Origin of the sequence: Marinobacter salicampi (genome assembly GCF_011074795.1) — a bacterium.
GTDB lineage: Bacteria > Pseudomonadota > Gammaproteobacteria > Pseudomonadales > Oleiphilaceae > Marinobacter > Marinobacter salicampi.
On the sequence record NZ_JAAMPF010000027.1, the window covers coordinates 1 to 24,748 of the forward strand.

Consider the following 24,748-nt stretch of genomic DNA (forward strand, 5'->3'; position numbering starts at 1 on the left):
CGAAGGAGATGCGCATTCTACAGACACCCACTCAGGTGTCAACGGGGATTTTGGAAAAAAACCTAAAACCTTCCAGATCGATTATTCGGTGATCAAAACGACACTTTAACAGACGCTGCGGAACGGCTTGCTTTGGCCCTGGCCGCTTCTATTGTCTCGTCTCGGGCAAGCAAAACCCCCATCCGACGCCTGCCGCTGATCGCGGGTTTACCAAACAGTCTTATTTGAGTATCAGGTTCTGCAAGCGCGTTTTCAAGGCCGTTGAAGGATGGATTCTCTGACTCCCCGTCAGGCAATATTACAGCAGAGGCAGACGGACCCAACTGCCGGATTACCGGTACCGGCAACCCGAGAATAGCCCGGGCGTGCAGGGCGAACTCGGACAGATCCTGTGAAATAAGGGTCACCAGCCCCGTATCATGGGGCCGTGGCGAAACTTCGGAAAAGTACACCTCATCACCTTTCACGAAGAACTCAACCCCATAGACGCCATATCCACCCAGGTTCTCCGTTACTTTGGCAGCGATATCTCGAGCACTGGCCAAAGCCGCGCCACTCATAGGCTGGGGCTGCCAGGACTCGCGGTAATCGCCATCTTCCTGCCGGTGGCCGATAGGGTCACAGAAGGCCACGCCATTGATGTGCCGAACCGTCAGGAGCGTAATCTCATAGTCAAAATCCACAAAGCCTTCGACAATCACCCTGCCCTTGCCAGCGCGCCCGCCGGTTTGGGCATATTCCCAGGCGGGATCAATGTCCTGATCCACCTTCACCAGACTCTGCCCTTTGCCCGACGAACTCATAACCGGCTTGACCACACACGGTAGCCCAATTTCCCTGACGGCAAGGTGATAGGCTTCCCGGGACTCTGCAAAGCGATAGGGCGATGTTGCCAATCCCAGTTCTTCCGCAGCGAGCCTTCGAATACCTTCACGGTTCATGGTGAGGTTGACGGCCCGAGCTGTGGGTATGACCTTTAGCCCCTCGGCTTCCATCAACACCAGTTCAGACGTGGCGATCGCCTCGATCTCTGGCACCACCAGATCGGGCTGTTCCTGTTCAATTATTCGACGAAGCTCCATTGGGTCCAACATATCCACTACATGGCTGCGATGAGCGACCTGCATTGCCGGGGCGTTGGCATAGCGATCCACTGCAATAACCTCTACACCCAGGCGCTGGAGTTCGATGACAACCTCTTTACCCAACTCGCCCGCACCGCAAAAAAGAACTTTGAACGCATTCTCCTTGAGCGGCGTACCAATATTGACCATGACGTTACCTGTACTTATTTCTGTATGAGCGTGAGATCAATCAGAGACTAAAGGGCTACCTGGCGTTCGCGCTCTGCTACTTTCTTCAGAACCTCAAGACGCTCTTCGTTTGTCAGTCCGCTCCAGGCTGTTATTTCATCGCCAGTTCGCTGGCATCCGATGCAGACGTCGTTTTCATCCAGTGCGCATACGCTCACACAAGGCGAGCGTACTTTGTCAGCCACTGTCATGCTCCATCGACCCTGACGGGCTTCAGCGCCGTACGGTAACGGGCAGCGTTTTGCACGTAGTGATCAGCACTGAGCTCCAGCATCTTACGCTGGCTTTCATTCAGTTCACGCTTGATCTTGCCCGGCGACCCCACTACCAGGGACCCGTCAGGTACATCCATGCCTTCGGGAATCAACGCATTTGCGCCAATGAGACAGTGCTTTCCGATACGGGCACCGTTGAGAACCACCGCATTGATACCGATCAGAGAGTAATCCCCCACTGTACACCCGTGAAGCATGGCCTTGTGCCCAACCGTGACGCCGCGGCCCAGGGTAAGCTTGACGCCTGAGTCCGTATGAAGGACCGAACCGTCCTGGATATTGGTTTCAGGACCAATGGAGATCAAGTCGTTGTCCCCACGAATCACCACGTTAAACCAGACACTGGAACGGTCACCCAGTACAACGCTGCCGATAACCGTTGCGTTTTCGGCGATAAAATGATCACCGCCCTTCAACTCAGGTTTGCGATCGCCAAGCTCAAATATCATAACTGTCCCTCTATAGTTTCGGTTTACCGGGGCTCTAGCAGGTCAATGCCGGCATCGTACACCGCATTCAGAAAGTCGACCAGAACCACAGCCGACAGTCCCCATATCTGAAAACGCTCCCAGCGATAGCAGGGCACATAGTAGGTATTGCTTAGGAAATCGAGAGCGTCTGTCCTTTCGCGTCTATCTTCAAGAAAATAGGATACCGGCACCCGGAATATTGTCTCGATTTCAGCCGGATTGGCACTCAGAGGATGCGCCTCGGGTACAACCCCCACATAGGGCGTAACGAGAATACCGTAGCGGGACATGACCTGGCTTAGCGGCGCAACTATCTGGACCTGCTCCGGCGGCAGCCCTATCTCCTCATGGGTCTCCCGAAGGGCGGTATGCTGAAGGGACGGATCCTCAGGGTCACGTCGGCCGCCGGGGAAAGAGACCTGGCCGCGGTGGGTGGTCATATTGGCGGACCTCAACGTAAAGATGATCTCCGGGTTTTGCGTATTGTCCGTTACTGGCACAAGGATGCCCGCTTCGGGGTAGTCCAGAGCCAACTGTCTGGGAGCATACCCCGCCAATCGTTCTGTCAGTATGTCACGCAAAACACACGCCTCGCTGCGATCAAAGTTGAGTGAGACACCGGGAAACGAGAAAGTTACACTGGCGCTTCACAGAGTATACGGGGGTTTACATGAAATATTGCAGCACATGCGGCCATCCTGTTGAGCACCGGATTCCGGCCGGCGACAACCGCCATCGATTCGTTTGTTCAAGCTGCGAGACTATCCACTACCAGAACCCCCGCATCGTTGCTGGAACAGTTCCCGTCTGGGACGGCCGCATTTTGCTTTGCAAGCGAGCCATCGAACCCAGGTACGGGTACTGGACCCTTCCGGCAGGGTACATGGAAAACACTGAAACCACAGATGAGGCGGCCAGGCGGGAAACCTGGGAGGAAGCCCTGGCGGACGTTACCATCGAAGAGCTTTACTCCATCATCCATGTCCCTCACATAGATCAGGTCCATATGTTCTACCGTGCATCCATGAAGGACGCCATCTATGGCGCAGGAGAGGAATCATTGGAGACGGAACTTTTCGAGCCGGACAACATTCCGTGGAGTGAAATTTCCTTCCCTACGGTCAAACGAACGCTGGAACATTTTATAGAAGAGCAGCGTAACGGTCGCTTTACACTTCATGTCAGTGACATCCGCCATCGTATGGACCAAAAGAAAGACTAGTATCGATGTCAGTGCACCGCTTTACTTTGCTTCCATTCGATAGACCTCATAGGCAGGCTCCTCATAGGGGTGAGCCCCTTTCAGAGCCGAGATCGCCTGGTCGATGACCTCATCCTCACATACCAGCTCAACCTTGAACTCTTTTACAACCTCCAGCGCTCCTTCCTGACCCAGAAACGGCTGACTTCCCGCCAGGGGCCGGAACTGACCGTTGCCTTCGCATTGCCAGGCACAGGAGTCGTAGTCTCCGATCCGACCAGCCCCCACCATAAACAGGGCTGTCTTGGTCGGCTCGAGATGGGTTTCAGGTACGAAATAGCACAGTTTATACACAAGACACCTCGCGGCTTACCTTATGGGCATTTCTAAAGCATTGGAAAATACTGACACAATGTCGGGCCCAAAAACCATGCTCGCACCCTGGTATATCCGGTAATTTTTTCTTTTTCAAAGGCTAAGAAAGTTACCCACAGAATCTGTGGATAACTCTGGGGAAAGATTTGGGGAATGCCTCCTAACCCCCTGTCATTACAGCCCAGGGAACAAATTGGCGACAAATTGGCCTAACTAATTTTATCCTTTATTTTCAAAAGGTTAGTTATCAGCTTCAGGAGTTGAAGCATAAATGGACAGTTTGTTTAAAGAACCGGCAGGAGCTGGTTGAAAATGTGCATAAAACCGGTAAGTCAAGAAGAAAAAGCGCTTCGAAACGTCTATTTTAAGCTAAAACTTGGCGCAGATTTCGGCTTATCAGTGACGGTTTTTCGTAGTCGTAGCTATGTAGCACAAATATACACAAGCATTGATACGCCTAGTAACGCGACTTGTTACTTGTTACTACATTAAACATGAAAAAGCCGATTGCACCATTCCACGGGAGAAATGACGCAACCGGCTTGTTCAGCCTATGGCCTTGCTCTAAGACAAAGCCATCAACCGAGCCACTGCCGGGCGTTCCTGAACAGCCGAAGCCAGGGCCCATCCTCCCCCCAATTATCCGGCTTCCAAGAGAACTGGGCTGACCGGAAGACCCGCTCAGGGTGTGGCATCAAGATGGACACGCGGCCGTCGGCCGAGGTAACCCCTGTAATACCCCGCTGTGATCCGTTGGGATTGAAGGGATAACGCTCTGTCTCGAGTCCATCATGGTCAACGAACTTCAACGTCACGCGTCCGGAGTTAAGCAACTGATCTCTTTCAGCCTCACTGCCAAACTCTATCTGACCTTCCCCGTGGGCTACCGCAACAGGTATACGCGAGCCGGCCATGCCCTGGAGGAAGACAGAGTTGGTTTCTTTCACCTCGACCATGACGAGACGGGCCTCGAACTGCTCGGACTGGTTCCGGACAAATCTCGGCCAGCCCTCGCTACCCGGTATGAGTTCGCGAATGCTTGATAACATCTGACAGCCATTACATATCCCAAGGGACAAGGTATCCGGTCGCTCGAAGAAAGCAGCGAATTGCTCTCTTAATCGTGGATTGAACAGAATGGATTTGGCCCATCCGCCACCGGCCCCAAGCACATCGCCGTACGAGAACCCGCCACAGGCGACCAGGACCCTGAAGCCTTCCAGGCTGACTCTGCCTGATAATAGATCACTCATGTGGACGTCAATGGCTTCGAAACCCGCGCGGTCGAAGGCTGCCGCCATCTCAACCTGTCCATTGACGCCCTGCTCCCGCAGGATCGCAACTCTTGGTCGAGGTCCGTTGCCGGCAAGGGGAGCGGTTACATCTTCCTGGGGATCAAACGTAAGGTGGGAAGACAAGCCCTTATCACCGGTCGCCAACAGATTATCGAATTCCTGTTGTGCACAATCGGCATTATCCCGTAAGGCCTGAATCCGATAGCTGGTCTCGGCCCATAGCCGCTGCAGCTCGGCCCGAGGCCTGTCAATAACGTACTCGCCGCCAAACCCGAAGCGGATCCGGTCGTCACTGTTCAGCGTGCCAATGACTGAGGCGTGCTCACCCAGACCTGCCGCCGAGAATTGCTGTAGCACGAACGCAGTATCGTCGCGACGGACCTGGACTACTGCACCGAGTTCTTCATTGAACAACTCCCTGGCAAACTGGGCAGGCTTTTCGGCAAGGCCATCAAGCTTGATCTCCAGACCGCAGTGGCTGGCAAAACTCATCTCTGCAAGTGTTACGAAGAGACCGCCATCGGACCTGTCGTGGTAGGCCAGCAACTTGTCGTCGCTATTGAGACCCTGGATGACTGCAAAGAATGCGACCATGTCTTCTGGGTCATCCAGATCGGGCGCAACGGCTCCCACATGATCGAATACCTGGGCCAAGGCGGAACCGCCTAGGCGGTTTTGGCCTGCCGCCAAGTCGATCAGGATCAGGTCGGTTTCACCACAGTCAGTCCTAAGCTGAGGCGTCAACGTTTTGCGGATATCCGTTACCGGAGCGAAACCGCTGATCACCAGGGAAAGTGGCGCGGTTACACTCTTCTGTTTCCCACTCTCATCCTCCCAGACGGTCTTCATGGACATGGAATCCTTTCCTACAGGAATCGATATCCCCAGGGCCGGACAAAGCTCCATGCCGATGGCCTTGACCGTCTCGTACAGATTTTCGTCTTCACCCGGATGCCCCGCGGCAGCCATCCAGTTTGCTGAGAGCCGAATATCGGAAAGCTTGCCAATGGGTGCCGCGGCCAGGTTGGTAATTGCCTCACCTACGGCCATCCTTCCTGAAGCAGGTGCATCGATTGTCGCGACGGGCGTGCGCTCGCCCATCGCCATGGCTTCACCGGCGTAGGTGTCAAACGAAGCTGCAGTGACGGCAACGTCAGCAACCGGCACCTGCCAGGGGCCTACCATCTGATCCCGTGCCACGAGGCCTGTAATCGTTCTGTCGCCGATCGTGATAAGGAAACTCTTGCTGCCCACCGAAGGCAGTCTCAGAACTCGCTGCACAGCCTCTTCAAGATCCACTTCGGTAGAGTCGAAAATGGGCTTGGTAAAGGAAGAGCGCCGCACGCTCCGGTGCATACGGGGCGGCTTGCCAAACAGTACCTCCATGGGTAGGTCGACCGCATTATTACCAAAATATGCGTCTTCCAGAGCAAGGTGATGAGCCTCGGTCGCTTCGCCGATGACCGCATACGGGCAGCGCTCACGACGACAGATTGCATCAAACGTCTCGAGATGCTCTGGCGCCACCGCCAGCACATAGCGCTCCTGGGATTCGTTGCACCAGATTTCCAGTGGCGACATGCCGGGCTCGTCGTTGGGGATATCCCGCAGCTCGAATTTGCCACCACGGCCGCCGTCTTTCACCAGTTCTGGCATGGCATTGGACAGACCGCCCGCGCCCACATCATGGATAAAGCAGATCGGCGTTTTATCCCCCATCTGCCAGCAGCGGTCTATAACTTCCTGACAACGCCGCTCCATTTCCGGGTTGTCCCGCTGGACGGAGGCAAAGTCCAGATTTTCCTGGCTGGTACCACTGTCCATGGATGAGGCTGCGCTGCCACCCAGTCCGATCAGCATCGAAGGACCGCCAAGCACAATCAACTTGGCGCCCACCGGGATTTCACCTTTCTCGACGTGTTCGGGCCGGATATTGCCGAGCCCACCGGCGATCATGATCGGCTTGTGATAACCGCGGACCTCATCCCCTGCCGGACCCGCTACCTTTTGCTCAAACGTGCGAAAGTAACCTGCCAGATTAGGGCGGCCAAACTCATTATTGAACGATGCAGCTCCAATCGGGCCATCAATCATAATGTCCAGGGCCGACGCGATACGGTCAGGTTTGCCGTAGCCCTGCTCCCATGGTTGAATGTCACCGGGAAGATTTAGATCCGAGACTGAGAAGCCGCTCAGTCCGGCCTTGGGCTTGGAACCTCGGCCGGTCGCACCCTCGTCACGGATTTCCCCGCCGGAACCGGTGGCGGCTCCGGCGAAAGGTGAGATCGCAGTTGGATGGTTGTGGGTCTCCACCTTCATCAGAATGTGGATATCTTCAGAATTGTAGCCGTACACTCGGGATTCGGGATCCGGGAAGAAGCGACCGCCGGTGTTTCCCGCGATAACCGAAGCGTTATCCTTGTAAGCGGACAAGACCCCTTCACTATTCATTTCGAAGGTATTCTTGATCATTCCGAACAGGGACTTCTGCTGACCCTCGCCGTCAATATCCCAGGAGGCATTAAAAATTTTGTGCCGACAGTGCTCGGAGTTGGCCTGGGCAAACATCATCAATTCGACGTCGGTCGGATCCCGGTCAAGATCATTAAACGACCGCTCAAGGTATTCGATCTCATCTTCTGCCAGCGCCAGCCCAAGCCGATCATTGGCTTCAACCAGCGCCTTGCGCCCGCCATCAAGTACGGGCACCCGGTCCAGAGCCTTGGGTTCATTCTTGCTGAACAGCAACTCAGCACCGCCCACTTCATGGAATACGGTCTGGGTCATCCGGTCATGGAGAAGGGCGGCAATCAGCTCCCGCTGCTCAAGGCCCAGCTTGTTGGCAGCCTGAACATAAAACGCTGTTCCCCGCTCAATTCGGCGGATCTGCTGCAAACCGCAGTTGTGGGCTATATCCGTAGCCTTGCTGGACCAGGGAGACAGTGTCCCAGGCCTTGGGACCACCAGGAACAGTATGCCATCGGGTTGCTCTGCCGGAATGGACGGCCCATAGGTGAGCAAGCGACCCAGCACCGCCTCATCAGCCTCGGAAAGATCCGAGTTGAGGTCGACAAAGTGCATGAATTCGGCATAGATGTGGCCCACCTCGGGAACGACGTCCTTAACCTGACTCAGCAACTTTTCGATGCGAAATGGCGAGAGCGCGGGTGCGCCACGAAGTTCCAGCATGGTCTAAACCTGTTTTCACGCGTATCTGGGAGCACGAGCGCATGTCCGGCAATCGGCCTGGCTGTTACCCGGCGACCGTACATTACCCCTCGTTCTGAAGCCGGCAATAATACTGGAAAGCCGGCTCCGGATACAGCCGGGGAAGTCGTCAAATTCCGCTAGAGAAACATCCACAGTTCCGTACATCTTAGTGATTGCCAGTATGAAACAGGCCAACGGATATATAGAACGCGGGCAGTTAACAGGATTTTGCACACATAACGCACAATTCATTGACCCCAACTGAAGGTCTGAGCGATCATTGGCTCGACGCATGGAAGCTAGACCCGCGCCTTTCGAAGCCATATCGGCTAACGGGCTCTCCTTAAAAGTGATCGGGGAGCTAATCGCAACGTACACCTTCGGACTTGCTGTACGGGAGACTAAGGATTTGGCACAACACCGCTTGATCAATCGCATGGCTTATTTTCAGCAACTGGCCCTGGTCGGACTGGCTGCTGTTGTGGCCGGCTGCTCACAGCCCACCACCCTGGAAGAAATCCGCTCGGAAGGCGTCCTTCACGTTATTACCCGCAACGCTCCTTCTGTGTATTACGAGGGCCGGGACGGTCCGTCTGGTTTTGAGTACGAGCTGGCCAAGCGCTTCGCGGACGATCTTGGTGTTGAACTGCGGGTTCGTGTCGTGGACGGCAATGCGGAAATACTGTCAGTGCTGGACCGTAACTATGCTCACATTGGCTTGGCCGGCCTGGCTGCAAATGAAGCCCAGAAAACCCGTTTTCATACCGTTCCGACACGCCTGACGACCGAGTCAGTGGTCATCTATAATCGTGACGAAAGCCGGCCCAAGTCACCTGAAGATCTTGCCAGCACCATTGTCCATGTTCTTCCTGACAGCAACCACATTCGTCACCTCGAGAACCTCTCCCAGGAAATCGGTTCCCTGCAATGGCAGGCTCATCCCGATCTGGATACCGCCGGCATTCTGAAACGCGTGGAATCGGGAGAGTTTGGTGTTGCGATCATTGATAGTAACGAGCTCGCCCTGAATCAGGTGTTTTTCCCAGATGTGAAGAGCAGCTTCAGCCTGAACGAACCTGAAAATCTGGCCTGGTTATTACCCAAGGTCCAGGACGACAGCCTGGTAAAAGCAGCCGGTGAATTTTTTGAGCGTGTTGAACAGGATGGCAGCCTGGCGCAAATAAAGGAGCGTTTTTACGGGCATCTCGACCGCCTCAACTATGTTGGCGCGCGGACATTCGTTCACCATGTGCGTAACCGGCTACCGACCTACGAAACGCTCTTCCAGGATTATGCCTCGACGGAACAGATGGACTGGCGCCTGCTTGCGGCCATCGGGTATCAGGAGTCTCATTGGCGGCCCAACGCAAAGTCCCCAACCGGAGTTCGGGGGTTGATGATGCTTACCCGCAACACCGCCAGTCAGATTGGGATTGACGACCGACTGGATCCTGAGAAAAGCATTCAGGGGGGCGCTCGCTACTTTAAGATTGTTCATGCAAAAATCCCTGAGCGGATACCGGAGCCGGATCGCACCTGGTTTGCGCTGGCCTCCTACAACGTGGGTTTCGGGCATCTGGAGGATGCGCGCATACTGACTGAAGACGCGGGGAAGAACCCCGACCGTTGGATGGACGTCAAGGAGTTCCTGCCCCTTCTGGCACAGAAAGAGTGGTACTCCAAGACACGCTACGGTTATGCTCGCGGCCATGAACCGGTCGCCTATGTACAAAACATCCGACGTTACTACGATGTCCTAGCCTGGATGAAAAGCCCGAGCGTGGCCACCGATCAGCTGGCACAACGGGAAACCTACGGAGAAAACTATTCTGACGGAGGCGAGGGCACCACGTCCGATAGAACCTCTGACGATTCTCAAGCACTGCCCAAGGCTTTGGGCATGACCCCACCTACCCTTTAGTAGTCGCCTCTAACCTCTAGCTGAACATATCAATCAGTCTGCCTGGACTTAAAGCCAACCGCGGGTATGCCCTGAAAAAACCAGCGCCTCTTCGCTCGTGGCCTCCAGGGCCTGCTCTGCATGCTCTCCGCCGAATCCCCTCTGGGCAAGAAACCTTGCCTGCCGCGCTTTCTCCGACCAGTCCTCTGCCAATTGCTCTAGCCCAAATTTTTTCGCCCGAGCCCGGGTGGCGAGCATCGCCCAGTCCTGATCAGTCATGGCCGCGAGCGAGGGAGGCCAGTGATCCACCCCGCGCCGCTGAAGCTCGCTACGGATGCGTAGGGGGCCGTAGCCGAGATCCCGGCGCTGACGCCCGTATACATCAGCAAACCGCTCGTCACTCAGCCAGCCTTCGTCCTCAAACTCATCCAGCACAGCCGCAATAACCGGATCAGGCAGTTTTCTCTGGCGCAGTTTGATGGTGAGTTCGAGGCGGCTGTGTTCACGACGGGCCAGCAATCGGAGGGCTGTTGCACGAGTAGTCTGAACGGTATTATCTGTCGTTTCTTTATTTAGCCCCATGACCCTTCCCGCAGTCGCCGACAAAACGCTAGACTACCGTCGCTGGGAGCCGGGGCCAACGAAAAAAAGTCCGGGCACCCATCAATGTACCAGCCTCTCCCTGGGGAGAGTTGCCGACTTGTAGCGGTCTTTACCCCTTATCCGGCCGCTAGGACCTGACCAACATTAGAAGGTATTTTCTATGGCCGCATTCATTCAGAGACTGTTCAGGGGCCGCAAGACCGCCAAACCCTCCTCGCCCGCCAAAGCACCCGTCAAAGCGCCTGACGTTCAGGCACAGGCACAGGCACAGGCACAGGATATGGTCGCGGAACAGCGCAAGTTGCTGCAGGGCTATCCCACAACACAGCAGCTGGAAACCCTTGCCCTCGAGGGTAAGGCGGCCGACATCCGGCTGACTGCAGCCGAAAGCCTAAATGATCGTGAGGCGTTGCAGCGACTTCAAAAGGCTGCCCGGGGCCGGGACAAGAACGTCTACCAGGTCGTGCGTCAGAAGCTCCAGCAGATCCGGGACATTGAGTCGGAGCAGCAGCGCCTGGCCCAGATGGCGGAAGACATCGTGCATCAGGCCGAGGAGCATGCCCGGACTGAAAACACGCGACTCTACGAGGCCCGGCTGGAAAACCTTCTCAAACACTGGAAAGACGCGGAAAGCCTCGCCACACCTGAGCAGGCCGCTAAATTTTTACGGGCTGTGCACCAATCCAGGGAGCGCATCAACGCCCAGCGCTATGAGCAGGAGCAGGAGCAGATCCACGCCAATAAAGCGGTGGAACGGAACAATACCCTCGAACTCATGAAAGCAACAATCGAAGAACTGAAAGCTCAGCCTGAAGATCATCTGGCCTCACTTGCGGCTCTTGACGCCATGCAAAAAACCCAGGAAAACCGTTGGCTGGAGGCAACCCGTGAAACCCAGGTGGAGAAAGCCGAACAACGGGCCTATGAAGCTCTAATGCATGCCCTGCGGGGGTATATCTCGGCCGTCCAACGGTTCAGCCAGCATACCAGCCGAATTGACGAATTACTGGGCGAGGCCTCGACGGGTGCCCCACCGGAGGACTGGCACGCCCAGGCCCAGACCATTCTGGAAGAGTTGGCCTGGCCGGACGGCTTTACCCGCCCTACCACACTGACCAGATTGAGCATGGCAATCGCTGAAGCCAGGCCCACGCCGGCACCGAAGGCCGAGCAACAGACCTCCCAGGTTGCCGAACTTGAAACCATGCTGGAAAAACTGGAGGCAGCGCTGGAAGCACGCCAACTCAAGCCTTCCAGGCAACTGTTCAAGCAGGCTCAGAGTTTGCACCGCAGCCTGGATGCGCGCCATGGTCGCCCGCTCCAGGCCCGCCTTCAACTGTTGTCAGGCCAGCTCCATGAACTTCAGGATTGGCAGGGGTTTGCGACTCAGCCCAAACAGATCGAGCTTTGCGAACACATGGAGCACCTCGCTGATCAGCCTCTTGAGCCAGAAATCAAGGCAGAGAAAATCAAGGAGCTGCAAAATGAGTGGCGCGAGCTCGGAGGCTCGTCGGACCGGACCCTATGGCAGCGGTTCAAAGCAGCCTCAGACCGAGCCTACGAACCCTGCAAGGAGTATTTTTCCGCTAAATCCGGACTCAAGAAGAACAATCTGGCCACCCGTGAGACCATCTGTGACGAACTGGAACTCTTCGTCCGTGACACAGACTGGAACCAGGCTGACTGGAAGGCCGTTGAACAGATTCATCGGGTAGCACGGGACGAGTGGAAGTCTGCCTGGCCCGTGGATTTTCGGGACAATCGCCCGCTCCAGAAACGCTTTGACGACCTACTGGGCCGGGTTGAGGAACCGCTGAATCGGGAGCGGGATAAAAATGAAGCCCTGAAGCAGGATATAGTTGAGCGCGCCCAGGCACTGGTAAACCATGATCCTCTGCCTGAAGCCATGAACCAGGCCAAGTCCCTGCAAACCGAATGGAAAGCCATCGGAATCACCAGGCACCGACAGGACCGCAAGTTGTGGCAGACCTTCCGTGCCGCCTGTGATCAGGTCTTTGCCCGCCGTGCTCAGGAAAAGGAAGAGCAGCAATCCCAGACACGGGCTGCTGAGGAACACCTCGGTCAACTTCTGGAGCACTCTGCAGGCCTGGCGCTGACAGAAAACGATGAGGACCTGCCAGACCTGACTGAGGTCACCGCAGCTCTCGCCGGTCTGAAAGATGCCCAATCACAGCCCTCCTCTGCCGCCATGACCAGCAGTTTACGCGGCGAAACCGAACGTCTGTCCGGTGTGCGTGACAGTCTTATCCTGCGCCAACAGGCCGGCCAGTGGCAGGCGCTGATATGGCAGCGGGCGGAGCCAGCTGATGAAGCCCCGGATTATCCGGCAGCATGGCAGGCGATGGCGCAGGGCTATGCCGGCACACCGGCTCGGGACCTGGTGATCCGCGCAGAGATCTTGACCACCGTGCCGTCGCCGGAGGCCGATCAGGCCAGACGCATGGAGATTCAGGTTAGACGTCTTGCAGAGGGAATGAGCGGCAGCGGGGCTGGTGGCACCGTAGCAAAACAGATGGAGAACCTGGTTGCGGCATGGTGTATAGCAACCCCTGACAACGAAATAACAGAAGAGCTGACAAAAAGGCTCAGCTCGGCCGTTGACGCTGCCCTGGCTCGTCCAGCTCTGCCACAGCCTGGCTGAGCAGAGCGGCGGGATTCTGGGGCCTGAAACGGGCCCCATGCTAAATACCGCTAGTCTCGCTGGTGGGTTTTAACAAACACCCGCGCCTCTGCAACGGCTACGGCAACCCGCTCCCGCATCTCCTGCAATTCGGGATCAGCCAGGTAGAACATCATGTCGATGGTATGGCGGAAATAGCGTGGTGGCAGGCGGTTCAGGGCGACACACATAATATCGGACAGAGTATCCTGAGAATCGTTATCCTCCCGCGTTTCCTCGACCGCATCTGCAACCAGACGCTCGTAGAAGTTATCAATGGTGTCCAGCAGCGACATATTACATCCTCGGCTATTAGGTACTTCAGGCTTAACAATAGAGTGGCCCGCCGGTAATGTCATGGTTTGTGGCAGACTCGCAAGATCCACTGAGCATTTTCGTCACTCCGATTGGCAGCGGTGGTCATTACCCGACCGCAGCTCAACGGCTATGGTTAGCCATCGGGACCCTGTTCTGGACCCGCCCTCCCCCAATCAATACCAGAGGATCAGTAATGACCACCGAGGCGTACATCTTCGACGCAGTTCGCACCCCAAGAGGACGCGGCAAAAAAGACGGCTCCCTCCACAGCGTCAAGCCGATAACTCTCCTTACTACTGTTCTGAAGGCGCTTCAGGAACGGAACACACTGGACACGTCACAGGTTGATGACATTGTCATGGGCTGCGTCACCGCGGTGGGTGATCAGGGGGCTGACATTGCAAAAACTGCGGCCTTGGCGGCAGATTGGGATGAGGTCGTGGCAGGGGTCACCCTCAACCGTTTTTGCGCCTCCGGGCTCGAGGCCGTCAATCTTGCCGCCATGAAGGTTCGGTCCGGCTGGGAAGACATGGTCGTCGCCGGCGGCGTCGAGGCCATGTCCCGGGTGCCCATGGGTTCCGACGGCGGGGCCTGGGCCACGGACCCGGCGACCAATCTGCATACCGGATTCATGCCCCAGGGTATTGGCGCAGATCTTATCGCCACCCTGGAGGGATTCAGCCGGGCTGATGTGGACGCGTTTGCGGTCCGCAGTCAGCAAAAAGCTGCGAACGCCTGGGAAAAAGGCTACTTCAAACACTCTATTATTCCTGTTACCGATCAGAACGGCGTCATGATCCTTGCGCAAGACGAACATGTCAGGGGTAACACCACCGTTGAGTCCCTGGGCCAGCTCAAACCATCGTTCCAGATGATGGGCGAAATGGGCTTTGATGGCGTGGCGCGGGAAAAGTACCACCATGTGGAGCGCATCAATCATGTTCACCACGCCGGCAACTCGTCCGGCATTGTGGATGGCGCCACGGCCATGCTGATCGGCAGCGAAGCCAAGGGCAAGGAGCTCGGCCTGAAGCCGCGGGCTCGCATACTCGCGACCGCTGTGACCAGTACCGACCCGACCATCATGCTCACGGGCCCGGCGCCGGCAGCTCGCAAGGCCCTTGCGAAAGCTGGCTTGACCGCCGACCAGATTGATCTGTTCGAGGTCAACGAAGCATTTGCATCGGTGGTTATGCGTTTTCAGCGTGAGCTATCGGTGCCCGACGAGAAAGTGAATGTAAATGGCGGCGCCATCGCCATGGGCCATCCTCTGGGCGCAACCGGTGCCATGATCCTGGGTACCCTCCTGGATGAACTGGAGCGGCGTGAACTGCGATACGGTCTGGCCACCTTGTGCGTGGGCGGCGGCATGGGCATCGCCACCATCATCGAACGCTGTTAAGTCCGCGATTCCGTTCCCATAATTGCCAGAGGAGACTCCCTACATGAGTGCCATCAAGTATCAGATCGACGCGGACAACATCCTGACCCTGACCATCGACATGCCAGGCCAGTCCGCCAATACCATGAATGCCGAATTCCGGGCCGGCCTGTCTGAGGTGGTCACCAAGCTCAAGGGTGACCTGGACTCCATACGCGGCATCATCATTGCCTCCGCCAAGAAAACCTTCTTTGCCGGCGGTGACCTGAATGAGCTTTACAAGGTCACCCGCGACGACGCCGAGATGTTCGAGCGCATGGTTACCGGTCTTAAGGCTGACATGCGCGCCATTGAAACCTGTGGAAAACCGGTAGTGGCGGCTATCAACGGCTCCGCCCTTGGCGGAGGCCTGGAAATCTGCCTGGCCAGCCATTACAGGGTTGCATTGGACGATGACAGCATTCAGCTGGGCCTGCCTGAAGTTACCCTGGGCCTGCTGCCTGGCGGTGGCGGAACCCAGCGCCTGCCCCGGATGATCGGCCTTGAAGCCGCCTTCCCTTTTCTGATGGAAGGCAAGAAAGTGAATCCGAAAGCGGCACTGAAGGCCGGCATCGTAAATGAACTCGCCGATTCAATCGACGAGATGATGGCCAAGGCGAAAGCCTACATCGAAGCCAACCCCAGCTCGCAACAGCCCTGGGACAAGAAAGGCTTCAAGTTCCCCGGCGGCGCCCCTCACCATCCGGCCATGGCACAGAAGCTGGCCATAGCGCCTGCCATGCTCAAGCAGAAAACCAAGGGCTGCTATCCCGCACCGGAAAGGATCCTGTCCGCGGCCGTTGAAGGCGCCCAGGTGGACTACGACAACGGCGACCGGATTGAAACTCGCTACTTTACGGAGCTGGTCATCGGTCAGGTGGCAAAGAACATGACCGGCACCTTCTGGTTCCAACTCAATGCCATCAAGGCCGGGGAAAGCCGTCCCGAGGGTGTTGAAAAAGCCCGGTTCAGCAAAGTGGGCATCCTGGGTGCCGGCATGATGGGCGCCGGTATTGCGTACTCGACCGCGACCCGGGGTGTGGATGTGGTGCTCAAGGACGTGTCCCAGGAAAACGCCGACAAGGGTAAAGCCTACTCGGAAAGTCTGCTCTCAAAGAAGGTCAGCCGCGGGCGCTTGTCTGAGGCCGAGCGTGACAAGACTCTGGCGCGCATTCACGCCACAGCCAAAGTAGACGACTTGGCTGAGTGCGACCTGATTATAGAGGCGGTATTTGAGGACAGCGGCCTGAAAGCCAAGGTCACCGGCGAATCGGAACCCAAACTGTCAGAAAACGGCATCTTCGCCTCGAACACTTCAACCATCCCCATCACTCAGCTGGCGGAGGCCTCCGCACGGCCAGAGAATTTCATAGGCCTGCACTTTTTCTCACCGGTAGACAAAATGCAGCTGGTAGAGATCATCGTAGGCCAGAAAACCTCTGATGAGACTCTGGCACGGGCGTTCGACTATGTTCAGCAGATTGGCAAGATCCCAATCGTGGTAAATGACAGCCGGGGCTTCTTCACATCCAGGGTCTTTGGCACTTTTGTCAATGAAGGCATCGCCATGCTTGGTGAAGGCATACATCCCTCAAGCATTGAAAATGCCGGCCTGCTCAGTGGGATGCCTGTAGGTCCTCTGGCGATTTGTGATGAGGTCAGCCTGACTCTGATTCAGCACATCCGGGACCAGAGCCGCAGAGACCTGGAGGCAGCGGGAGAAAGTTATAGTGCCCATCCTGCGGAAGCTGTGGTAGACAGACTGGTCAACGAACACGACCGCAAAGGCAAGGCGGCTGGTGCGGGCTTTTACGATTACCCCGCTGCCGGCAAGAAAGCTCTGTGGCCGGAACTGGAAACCATTTTCGTGAATCAGGACACGGCCGCCCAGGTCAAGCTTCAGGAGCTGAAAGACCGGATTCTGTTCATTCAGGCCATAGAAACCGTGCGCTGTCTGGAAGAGGGAGTCCTGCGCACGGTGGAAGATGCCAACATCGGCAGTATTTTTGGAATCGGCTTCGCCCCCTGGACGGGTGGCGCGATCCAGTTCATTAACCAGTATGGGGTTCGGGAGTTTGTGTCGCGTGCTCAAGAGCTGGCATCAGCTTATGGAGAACGATTCGCGCCGCCTCGACTGCTGCTTGACAAAGCAGAGACCAATTCCATTTTCGCATAGGTCAAAACATGGTAGCCATGGCGGCGACAGTACCGCCATGGCTTCGCATTTCCAATAGAATCTTTACTTTTTTTACCCATCCAGGCCAGTGCACTTCAACCACCCAGGCATACTTTCAACCATTTAATGCCTCCTGAGCCTGACATGCCTCAACATCGTCCGCATTTATGGACACATTGTCACACAGGGACACTCAGACCCTATGGCAACCGCTCATGGCCTTGCCTACAATGAGGTTTAGGTCAATCCGCCCGGCCGGCTCAGGCGTATTCAGGACCAATCACTCGCAATCGGGTAAGTATCTATGACAATCACCGCACGAATTCTCTCTCAAGGCGCCGCATGGCTGGTCGCCAGGCGCTATCAACTCGCCGGTCGTGCGCTGGCACTCAGCCTGATAATGGCACCTGCTGCCCTGTTCGCTGCGGGCGAGAATGACGACAAGTTCGAGCCGGTGTCGCCGACGGTAGAGCAGGCCCGCGCAAACATCCTTATCTCCCGTCAGCTCCAGTTCACCCATTTCCGTGATCAGAAGATCAATGATGAACTATCGGAAAAGGTTTTTGATGCTTACCTGGATTACCTCGATGGCCAGAAGATCTACCTGACACAGGCAGATATCCAGGGTTTCAACAGTATCCGCAACGGTCTGGATTCAGCTTTGAAGACGGGTCGCCTTGAGCCCGGCTTCGACATCTACAACGTAGTCCAGCAGCGAATCCTGCAGCGCTTGGATTTCGCCATCGGCGTATTGAATGAAGGTGTCGACAAACTTGAGTTCAGCTCTGAAGAAAGCCTCGTACTCGACCGCTCCGAAGGCGATTGGGAACCCAACACTGAGGCGCTGAACGAGCTTTGGGTCAAGCGCATCAAGAACGCCGTGCTGGGCCAGCGCCTGAACGGGAAAACAGACGAAGAGATCAAGGAAGTCCTGATGCGCCGGTATGAAGGCCAGCGCAAGCGTGTTGCCCAGATGCGCAGTGAGGATGCCTTCCAGGCCTACATGAATGCCTTTGCCGGCATGTGGGACCCGCATACTTCCTACTTCTCGCCCCGTACCTCCGAGAACTTCAACATCAACATGAGCCTGTCCCTTGAGGGCATCGGAGCAGTGTTGCAGTCTGATAATGAATACACGAAAGTGGTCCGCCTGGTGCCCGGTGGCCCGGCCTCGAAACAGGGCCAGCTCAAGCCTGCAGACCGCATCGTGTCGGTAACCCAGGAAGGTGGAGAAACGCCGGTCAACGTGATTGGCTGGCGTCTTGACGAAGTGGTCGACCTGATCCGCGGCCCGCGTGAGTCCACGGTTTATCTGGAAGTTATTCCGGCCAATGCCAGCGATGAAACCATGACCAGGACGATCGCTATCCAGCGGGATAAGGTAAAACTTGAAGAGCAAAGTGCCAGCAGTGACGTAATCGACCTGGAACGTGACGACAGCCAGTACAAGGTCGGCGTGATCAACATCCCCACGTTTTATGCTGATTTCAAGGCAATGCAGGAAGGCGATCCCAACTATAAAAGCACCACTCGCGATGTACGACGCCTGATAGAGGATCTGAAAGAAGATGGTGTTGACGGCATGGTGATTGATCTTCGTAACAATGGCGGCGGCGCCTTGCATGAAGCCAATGACATGGTCGGCCTGTTCATTGACGAGGGCCCTACGGTACAGATCCGCAACTCGGATAACGAGGTGCAGGTACTGACTGACCAGGACCCTACGGTCGTTTACGACGGACCACTTGTGGTTCTGGTAAACCGGATGAGCGCCTCAGCCTCGGAGATTTTTGCCGGCGCTATCCAGGATTATGGTCGCGGACTTGTGGTTGGCTCCCAGACTTTCGGGAAAGGCACTGTTCAGGCGGTCCGTCCCCTAAATCACGGTCAGCTCAAGATCACCCAGTCCAAGTTCTACCGGGTTTCCGGTGGCTCTACCCAACATAGGGGCGTAATTCCGGACATCGAGATTCCGACCCGAATCGATAAAACCCGAATTGGTGAAGATGCGCTTAAGCGTGCCCTTCCCTGGGACCAGATCGAAGCCGTGCCCCACAATCGGTATTTTGATTTCAGCGGCATTATCGATGAGCTGCGGGAAAACCACGACACCCGCTTCTCCAAGAGTCCCGAGTTCCGGCTGCTGCAGGAAGAAATTGATTTGCTGGAAGAGCAGCGCACGATCAACTCAGTCAGCCTCAATGAAGACGAGCGTCGAACCTATCAGACCACCATGGAGAATCGCCAGCTTGCCATAGCCAATGCCCGTCGGAAAATCCGTGATGAAGAGCCGTTCGAAACCCTCGATGAGCTCGAGAACTGGCAGGATACCCAGAATTCATCGCCCGACAATGAGGATGACCGCCTGGACTTCGTGGTCCGCGAAGGGGGTCATATAATGGCTGACATGCTCGATCTGGATCGATCAATGGCCTCCATTATCCAGACCGACAAGATCACTGCCCAGGCGCCATAACGGCGGCGTACGCGCCGGAGTTCCGGGCGATCAAGAACAGACACGGAGCGGCCCTGGCAGAGCAGGAGCAGACATGGCAAAGGACGACAAGAAAAGGCGGGCAAAAGCGCTGGAAAGCCTGATGATGGACGCCATGCACGCCATGACGTCGATGGAACAGGTGGAAAAGCTTGGCCTTACGGAAAACCAGTCCGCATCAGCCAAAACCGGCACGTCGCGAAAGAAGCCGGATAATGAAGCAGCAGCCGATCTGTTGCAGGAAGAGACCCGGGAAGATGGCACCCTCGTTAATCGGATTTCCGACCTGACTGGATCGGCACTGCGTTTTGCCGCACGTTCCACGGACACCTCGTTGCGGGTGGGCCGGGCTCTGATGAAGTCCCAGGATCAGCTCAAGTTCATGCTGGCAACCGGGCAGTCTTTGCGGGACATACGTGAAGTTGCCGGCCTGACCCTTTCAGAAATGAGCGAGGCCCTGAACCTCCGGGACAAGAGTCTGCTGGAAGCCATGGAGAATGGTACTTCGACCCTGTCATTTGAGCTGATCCTGCGCCTAGCTGCCCTGGTCGCCCGTAACGATCCTATACCCTTCATTCTGAAGTACACCCGCACCTACAACCCGGAAGCCTGGCAGGTCCTCAACGACTGGGGAGTGGGCAAGCTGCCTCTGCAATTTGAGAGAGAGCGGCAGTTCATTAACATTTTCCGGGGTGAAGATGATGCCCGGACCCTGTCGGATGAAGGGTTCGAGCGGGTCTTGGCCTTCACTCGCCAGAGTTTCGAGATGTCCATGCACTTCGTGGCTGAACAGGAGCAGGCGGTGGCTCAGGCAAAGGCCAAATACGAAGACGCCAAGGATGATGAGTCCACAGAATGAACCCTTCCGGGCCTCAATAGCCTGAGCGTCTGAGCTCGCCGGCCTATGCCCGTTGGGGCTGGCCAAACATCTGTTTCATGCCGGTCATGTTCGGGTTATGTACAACTCCTCTCTCAGTGACGATGGCATCTATCAGGCTTGCGGGCGTGACATCAAAAACCGGATTAAAGACATCAACCCCTTCCGGCGCAATGGCTGTGCCACGGATTTCCCGAAGCTCCAGCCCCTCCCTCTCCTCGATCGGAATCTCTTTTCCGGACGCCAGGCTCATGTCCACTGTGCTGGACGGCGCCACGACCATGAAGCGCACCTTGTGGTGACGCGCCAGTACAGCCAGGCTGTAGGTGCCAATCTTATTGGCAACGTCTCCATTTGCGGTAATCCGGTCTGCACCCACCACAACCCACTTCACCTCGTTCTGGTTGAGGATCCAGCCTGCGGCACCGTCCGCATTTAGAGTCACCGGAATATTGTCGCGCATAAGCTCCCAGGCAGTCAGCCTGCTGCCCTGGAGCCAGGGCCGGGTTTCGTCCGCAAACACTCGCTTTAGCCGCCCCGCTTCGTGCAGCCGCCGGATCACACCCAGCGCTGTGCCATAGCCACCGGTAGCGAGGGCGCCGGTGTTGCAATGGGTGAGAACAGAGAAAGGCGTCTTGTCGTCCATGATATCCAAGGCATGCCCGGCCATGGCCAGATTGGCCTTGATATCATCCTCATGAATCTGGATCGCGCCTTCGGCCAATCGGCCTATGGCGTTGGCCTGGGTATCGCACCCCGCCAGAATGTCGGACATAAAATTCAGCGCCCAGAACAGGTTAACTGCGGTCGGCCGTGATTCGGCCAGGGCGTTTATTCCCGCTTCTATATCCTGGCGCCATCGATCCCTACCGGCCCCTCTGGCAGCCAGCGCGACGCCGTACGCAGCGCTTATACCGATGGCTGGGGCGCCTCTTACCACCATCTCCCGAATGCTGCGCGCCACTTCGAGGGCACTGCCGTGGGACAGCCAACGTTCCTCGTTAGGCAGCAGTCGCTGGTCAAGCAATTCAAGGGTATCACCGTGCCACTTCATGGCGACGGTTCCTAATGAACGTTTGCTGGCAGAATCAGCTTGGGTTCCGGACATTCATTCAACTCCGCTCAGGTCAATTAATGGTGGCATTATACTGATTTTACCCACCGGGGTGGCCGCCCCGGAGGTGGCTCGCTATACTTTCCTGCCACTCTGGACCGTCCCCATTCAGGAAAGGCGACCCGGTAACAGGACCTTAAGGCTCAAGGCATGACTGCAGATACTATTGTGGCGGTTGATACCCGCATCAATGCCCGCTGGCTAATTCCTATCGAACCTGCCGGCACTGTGCTCGACCATCAGGCTCTGCTGATCCAGGCGGATCGCATTGTAGCCGTGGTCTCGCAACAGGAAGCCGATAAAGCCTACCGTGCCAGGGAAACGGTCAACCTAAGTACACACGTGCTTATGCCGGGGTTGATCAACATGCATGGCCATGCCGCAATGTCCCTATTCCGGGGGCTTGCGGACGATCTTCCTCTGATGACCTGGCTGAACGATCACATCTGGCCGGCAGAGGGCAGGTTCGTTGACGCCCGTTTCATTACCGACGGCACCCAACTGGCCATGGCGGAAATGCTGCGCACCGGGACCACTTGCTTTTCGGATATGTATTTCTTTCCGGAGGTGGTGGCCCAGGCGGCTCATGATACCGGCATGCGGGCCCAGGTGTGTTTCCCGCTGATGGACATGCCCACCATGTGGGGCAGCGGCCCTGACGAGTATCTGGCTAAAGGGCGGGAGCTGATCGCGCAATGGCAGGGCGATCCGAGAATCATGCCGGCAATCGGTCCCCATGCTCCCTATACCGTCTCCGATGGCCCGCTCGAGAAAGCCATCGCCCTGGCCGCAGAGACTGATGCCCGGATACAACTGCATCTCCACGAAACCGCCTTTGAGGTCGCCGACGCCCTGGAACGGTCCGGCCAGCGCCCACTCACCCGTCTTGCTGAACTGGGACTGCTTGGCCCCGGTACCCAGTGCGTCCATATGACCCAGATAGACGACGAGGATATCCGTCATCTGCAGGAGACCGGCGCCCATGTTATCCATTGTCCTGAGTCCAATCTGAAACTGGCCAGCGGGCTGTGTCCTGTTGAGCGCCTGCTGCGCGAAGGCATCAATGTAGCCATTGGCACCGACGGGGCAGCCAGCAATAATAACCTTGACCTGTTCGGTGAACTGGGCACAGCGGCCATGATTGCCAAGGTGGTTGCCAGTGACGCCTCGGCCCTGTCCGCTCACACCGCACTTGCGATGGCTACCATCGATGGCGCCCGCGCCCTGGGTCGTGACCATGAGCTGGGCTCCCTTGTGGCCGGCAAACTGGCGGATGTGATTGCCATCGACATGAGTGATCCGTTCATCCAGCCGGTCTACGACCCGGCTTCACATCTTGTTTACAGCAACCACGGGCGCCAGGTCAGCCATAGCTGGATCGCCGGCGTGCCCCAGCTTCAGGAAGGCCGGCTCACCCGAATAGACGTGGCTGACCTGATGCTGCGTGTCGCCGATTGGGCCGACCGCATCCGGGCCAGTGAGTCCGGGTGAGGACAGCCTTCGTATTCCCAGTACCTTTTATTGATTATTACCTTTTATTGATTAGTACCTTTTGAATAGTACCTTTTGATCGAACAAGGCGGACAGACACATGAGCAACCACAACGTAGACCATAACGAAATTGCCAAGTTCGACGCCCTGGCCAGTCGCTGGTGGGACCCGACCAGTGAGTTCAAGCCCCTGCATGATATTAACCCGCTGCGGCTGAACTATATCGACGAGCGCGCGCCGCTGGCAGGAAAAAAGGTGCTTGACGTCGGTTGCGGTGGTGGACTGCTCTCAGAAGGCATGGCACGCAGGGGTGCCCACGTCACCGGCATCGACATGGGCGAGGCACCACTGGCTGTGGCAAAACTGCACAGCCTGGAGTCCGGCATTACCGTCGATTACAGACAGACCACCATAGAAGCACTGGCGGGTGACCCGGAGCAGGCTGGGAGCTACGACGTGGTTACCTGTCTTGAAATGCTGGAGCATGTACCCGACCCGGCGTCTGTAATTAGTGCCTGTGCCGCCATGCTCAAGCCAGGCGGCGTGATGTTCGTATCCACCATCAACCGCAATCCCAAGTCATTCGTGTTTGCCATTATTGGCGCCGAGTACGTGCTGGGACTGCTCCCCAAGGGTACCCACGAATGGCGCAAGTTTATCCGGCCGTCAGAAATGGCGGACCACCTTCGGCATGCCGGGCTTGTAGTCCGGGAACTGACAGGGATGACCTACAACCCGATCACTAAGGTCTATCGTCTTGGTCGTGATGTGGATGTGAACTATATGATGTTCGCCACGTTCGATAACCAATGATCCGCGACGGGACATACCGAGCTTTATGAGCCTCCCACCGATTGCCGTGCTGTTTGACCTGGACGGTACGCTGCTGGATACCGCTCCGGATTTCGTCCGTTGCCTTAATCAGCTCAGAGCCGAGCTGGCCATGGAGCCACTGCCGGAGGCCCTACTGCGCCGGTCCGTTTCCAACGGTGCACGGGCCATGATTCAGGCCGGCTTCAACCTGGAGCCGGGCGACCTGGACTATGCCGGTCGGCACAGCGCCTTTCTGGACCTCTATGAAGCCGAAATTGCGCGGGAAACCCGGCTTTTTCCTGCCATGGATGAGGTACTGCACTGGCTGGAAGTGAACCAGATCCCTTGGGGCATAGTCACCAACAAGCCGGTGCGGTTCACCACACCGCTGCTGGCCGCACTGGCACTGGATCAGCGGTGTCAGGTGGTTGTCTGCCCCGAGCATGTCACCCGGCGCAAGCCCCATCCGGAGTCGATGTTCCTTGCCTGCCGTAGCCTGGGGACGGACCCGGGCGCAAGTTTCTACGTAGGCGATCACCTGCGGGACATTGAGGCCGGTCGCCAGGCCGGCATGACCACCATTGCCGCTCGGTACGGCTACATAGAGTCACCTGAGGAGGTGGTCTCCTGGCAGGCGGACCATGTGGTGGACTCGGCGGCTGAATTGGCGGAGCTGCTGCACAGCCTTATAAAGATCTGAAAAATCAGACCTGATTCTCGGT

19 protein-coding genes are annotated in these 24,748 nt (G+C 56.7%); 10 read left to right on the plus strand and 9 right to left on the minus strand.

The genetic code is table 11. The features are described 5' to 3' along the window. Positions 1 to 92: 92 nt before the first annotated feature. Genes purT through G7W63_RS15620 form a run of 4 tightly spaced genes read right to left on the minus strand, consistent with a single transcriptional unit; the run spans position 93 to position 2,639 of the window. The gene (purT, locus tag G7W63_RS15605) at positions 93 to 1,274 is read right to left on the minus strand and encodes a formate-dependent phosphoribosylglycinamide formyltransferase (RefSeq protein WP_166260274.1); all 1,182 of its coding nucleotides are present in this window, start codon (positions 1,272 to 1,274) and stop codon (positions 93 to 95) included. A gap of 47 nt (positions 1,275 to 1,321) precedes the next feature. Further along, on the minus strand, positions 1,322 to 1,504 hold the full coding sequence (locus tag G7W63_RS15610; protein WP_166260277.1) for a DUF1289 domain-containing protein: 183 nt from the start codon (positions 1,502 to 1,504) through the stop codon (positions 1,322 to 1,324). Then, entirely contained in the window at positions 1,501 to 2,037 is a 537-nt protein-coding gene (locus tag G7W63_RS15615; RefSeq protein WP_166260280.1) for a gamma carbonic anhydrase family protein, read from the minus strand. Before G7W63_RS15615 ends, G7W63_RS15610 begins: the two co-directional genes overlap by 4 nt. Positions 2,038 to 2,060: 23 nt before the next feature. After that, the gene (locus G7W63_RS15620; protein WP_166260283.1) at positions 2,061 to 2,639 is read right to left on the minus strand and encodes an NUDIX hydrolase; all 579 of its coding nucleotides are present in this window, start codon (positions 2,637 to 2,639) and stop codon (positions 2,061 to 2,063) included. Between the two features lie 89 nt (positions 2,640 to 2,728). Here G7W63_RS15620 and G7W63_RS15625 point away from each other — a divergent pair, with 89 nt between their 5' ends. Then, positions 2,729 to 3,280: an NUDIX hydrolase gene (locus tag G7W63_RS15625; RefSeq protein WP_166260286.1), complete on the plus strand. Its 552-nt coding sequence runs from the start codon at positions 2,729 to 2,731 to the stop codon at positions 3,278 to 3,280. A gap of 21 nt (positions 3,281 to 3,301) precedes the next feature. On the opposite strand, the gene G7W63_RS15630 is transcribed toward G7W63_RS15625, so the two are convergent. Then, positions 3,302 to 3,613: a YqfO family protein gene (locus G7W63_RS15630; RefSeq protein ID WP_166260289.1), complete on the minus strand. Its 312-nt coding sequence runs from the start codon at positions 3,611 to 3,613 to the stop codon at positions 3,302 to 3,304. 599 nt (positions 3,614 to 4,212) lie between these two features. Beyond that, positions 4,213 to 8,118: a phosphoribosylformylglycinamidine synthase gene (gene purL / locus G7W63_RS15635; protein WP_166260292.1), complete on the minus strand. Its 3,906-nt coding sequence runs from the start codon at positions 8,116 to 8,118 to the stop codon at positions 4,213 to 4,215. Between the two features lie 457 nt (positions 8,119 to 8,575). Between purL and mltF the strand changes: the two genes are divergently transcribed. After that, positions 8,576 to 10,060 (plus strand): membrane-bound lytic murein transglycosylase MltF, encoded by a 1,485-nt coding sequence (gene mltF, locus G7W63_RS15640; RefSeq protein ID WP_166260567.1) that lies wholly within the window; start codon positions 8,576 to 8,578, stop codon positions 10,058 to 10,060. Positions 10,061 to 10,108: 48 nt separating this feature from the next. Here mltF and G7W63_RS15645 read toward each other — a convergent pair whose 3' ends face one another. Then, a complete protein-coding gene (locus tag G7W63_RS15645; protein WP_166260295.1) occupies positions 10,109 to 10,621 on the minus strand; it encodes a regulatory protein RecX in 513 nt (170 codons plus the stop codon). Positions 10,622 to 10,802: 181 nt separating this feature from the next. On the opposite strand from G7W63_RS15645, the gene G7W63_RS15650 reads away from it, so the two are divergent. After that, entirely contained in the window at positions 10,803 to 13,304 is a 2,502-nt protein-coding gene (locus G7W63_RS15650) for a DUF349 domain-containing protein (protein WP_166260298.1), read from the plus strand. A gap of 50 nt (positions 13,305 to 13,354) precedes the next feature. Here G7W63_RS15650 and G7W63_RS15655 read toward each other — a convergent pair whose 3' ends face one another. Next, positions 13,355 to 13,618, minus strand: a complete 264-nt coding sequence (locus G7W63_RS15655) for a late competence development ComFB family protein (protein ID WP_166260301.1) — start codon at positions 13,616 to 13,618, stop codon at positions 13,355 to 13,357. A gap of 215 nt (positions 13,619 to 13,833) precedes the next feature. Between G7W63_RS15655 and G7W63_RS15660 the strand changes: the two genes are divergently transcribed. The 4 genes from G7W63_RS15660 to G7W63_RS15675 all read left to right on the plus strand — a co-directional run bounded on the left by G7W63_RS15660 (position 13,834) and on the right by G7W63_RS15675 (position 20,589). Continuing rightward, positions 13,834 to 15,042: an acetyl-CoA C-acetyltransferase gene (locus G7W63_RS15660; protein WP_166260304.1), complete on the plus strand. Its 1,209-nt coding sequence runs from the start codon at positions 13,834 to 13,836 to the stop codon at positions 15,040 to 15,042. Between the two features lie 43 nt (positions 15,043 to 15,085). Continuing rightward, positions 15,086 to 17,236 carry a 3-hydroxyacyl-CoA dehydrogenase NAD-binding domain-containing protein gene (locus G7W63_RS15665; protein WP_166260307.1) on the plus strand — a complete coding sequence of 717 codons (2,151 nt, stop codon included), beginning with the start codon at positions 15,086 to 15,088 and terminating at the stop codon, positions 17,234 to 17,236. Positions 17,237 to 17,540: 304 nt separating this feature from the next. Further along, positions 17,541 to 19,712, plus strand: coding sequence for a carboxy terminal-processing peptidase (locus G7W63_RS15670; RefSeq protein WP_166260310.1), 2,172 nt, complete (start codon positions 17,541 to 17,543; stop codon positions 19,710 to 19,712). A gap of 73 nt (positions 19,713 to 19,785) precedes the next feature. Beyond that, complete coding sequence (locus G7W63_RS15675) at positions 19,786 to 20,589, plus strand: helix-turn-helix domain-containing protein (RefSeq protein WP_166260313.1); 804 nt, start codon at positions 19,786 to 19,788, stop codon at positions 20,587 to 20,589. A gap of 43 nt (positions 20,590 to 20,632) precedes the next feature. Here G7W63_RS15675 and mtnA read toward each other — a convergent pair whose 3' ends face one another. Then, positions 20,633 to 21,715 carry an S-methyl-5-thioribose-1-phosphate isomerase gene (mtnA, locus tag G7W63_RS15680; RefSeq protein WP_423202295.1) on the minus strand — a complete coding sequence of 361 codons (1,083 nt, stop codon included), beginning with the start codon at positions 21,713 to 21,715 and terminating at the stop codon, positions 20,633 to 20,635. Positions 21,716 to 21,871: 156 nt separating this feature from the next. On the opposite strand from mtnA, the gene G7W63_RS15685 reads away from it, so the two are divergent. The 3 genes from G7W63_RS15685 to G7W63_RS15695 all read left to right on the plus strand — a co-directional run bounded on the left by G7W63_RS15685 (position 21,872) and on the right by G7W63_RS15695 (position 24,726). Continuing rightward, entirely contained in the window at positions 21,872 to 23,212 is a 1,341-nt protein-coding gene (locus G7W63_RS15685) for a TRZ/ATZ family hydrolase (protein WP_166260316.1), read from the plus strand. A 100-nt stretch (positions 23,213 to 23,312) separates the two neighbouring features. Further along, the gene (gene ubiG, locus G7W63_RS15690; protein WP_166260319.1) at positions 23,313 to 24,026 is read left to right on the plus strand and encodes a bifunctional 2-polyprenyl-6-hydroxyphenol methylase/3-demethylubiquinol 3-O-methyltransferase UbiG; all 714 of its coding nucleotides are present in this window, start codon (positions 23,313 to 23,315) and stop codon (positions 24,024 to 24,026) included. Positions 24,027 to 24,051: 25 nt separating this feature from the next. Further along, positions 24,052 to 24,726, plus strand: coding sequence for an HAD-IA family hydrolase (locus G7W63_RS15695; RefSeq protein ID WP_166260322.1), 675 nt, complete (start codon positions 24,052 to 24,054; stop codon positions 24,724 to 24,726). Positions 24,727 to 24,748: the final 22 nt, after the last annotated feature.

Bases quoted from the DNA above. Each gene is read 5' to 3' on its own strand.
- G7W63_RS15695 (WP_166260322.1), top strand. From the start codon at position 24,052: ATGAGCCTCCCACCGATTGCCGTGCTGTTTGACCTGGACGGTACGCTG.
- purT (WP_166260274.1), bottom strand. From the start codon at position 1,274: ATGGTCAATATTGGTACGCCGCTCAAGGAGAATGCGTTCAAAGTTCTT.
- ubiG (WP_166260319.1), top strand. From the start codon at position 23,313: ATGAGCAACCACAACGTAGACCATAACGAAATTGCCAAGTTCGACGCC.
- G7W63_RS15685 (WP_166260316.1), top strand. From the start codon at position 21,872: ATGACTGCAGATACTATTGTGGCGGTTGATACCCGCATCAATGCCCGC.
- G7W63_RS15650 (WP_166260298.1), top strand. From the start codon at position 10,803: ATGGCCGCATTCATTCAGAGACTGTTCAGGGGCCGCAAGACCGCCAAA.
- G7W63_RS15625 (WP_166260286.1), top strand. From the start codon at position 2,729: ATGAAATATTGCAGCACATGCGGCCATCCTGTTGAGCACCGGATTCCG.
- G7W63_RS15655 (WP_166260301.1), bottom strand. From the start codon at position 13,618: ATGTCGCTGCTGGACACCATTGATAACTTCTACGAGCGTCTGGTTGCA.
- G7W63_RS15660 (WP_166260304.1), top strand. From the start codon at position 13,834: ATGACCACCGAGGCGTACATCTTCGACGCAGTTCGCACCCCAAGAGGA.
- G7W63_RS15675 (WP_166260313.1), top strand. From the start codon at position 19,786: ATGGCAAAGGACGACAAGAAAAGGCGGGCAAAAGCGCTGGAAAGCCTG.
- G7W63_RS15665 (WP_166260307.1), top strand. From the start codon at position 15,086: ATGAGTGCCATCAAGTATCAGATCGACGCGGACAACATCCTGACCCTG.
- G7W63_RS15610 (WP_166260277.1), bottom strand. From the start codon at position 1,504: ATGACAGTGGCTGACAAAGTACGCTCGCCTTGTGTGAGCGTATGCGCA.
- G7W63_RS15670 (WP_166260310.1), top strand. From the start codon at position 17,541: ATGACAATCACCGCACGAATTCTCTCTCAAGGCGCCGCATGGCTGGTC.
- G7W63_RS15615 (WP_166260280.1), bottom strand. From the start codon at position 2,037: ATGATATTTGAGCTTGGCGATCGCAAACCTGAGTTGAAGGGCGGTGAT.
- mltF (WP_166260567.1), top strand. From the start codon at position 8,576: ATGGCTTATTTTCAGCAACTGGCCCTGGTCGGACTGGCTGCTGTTGTG.
- mtnA (WP_423202295.1), bottom strand. From the start codon at position 21,715: ATGTCCGGAACCCAAGCTGATTCTGCCAGCAAACGTTCATTAGGAACC.
- purL (WP_166260292.1), bottom strand. From the start codon at position 8,118: ATGCTGGAACTTCGTGGCGCACCCGCGCTCTCGCCATTTCGCATCGAA.
- G7W63_RS15645 (WP_166260295.1), bottom strand. From the start codon at position 10,621: ATGGGGCTAAATAAAGAAACGACAGATAATACCGTTCAGACTACTCGT.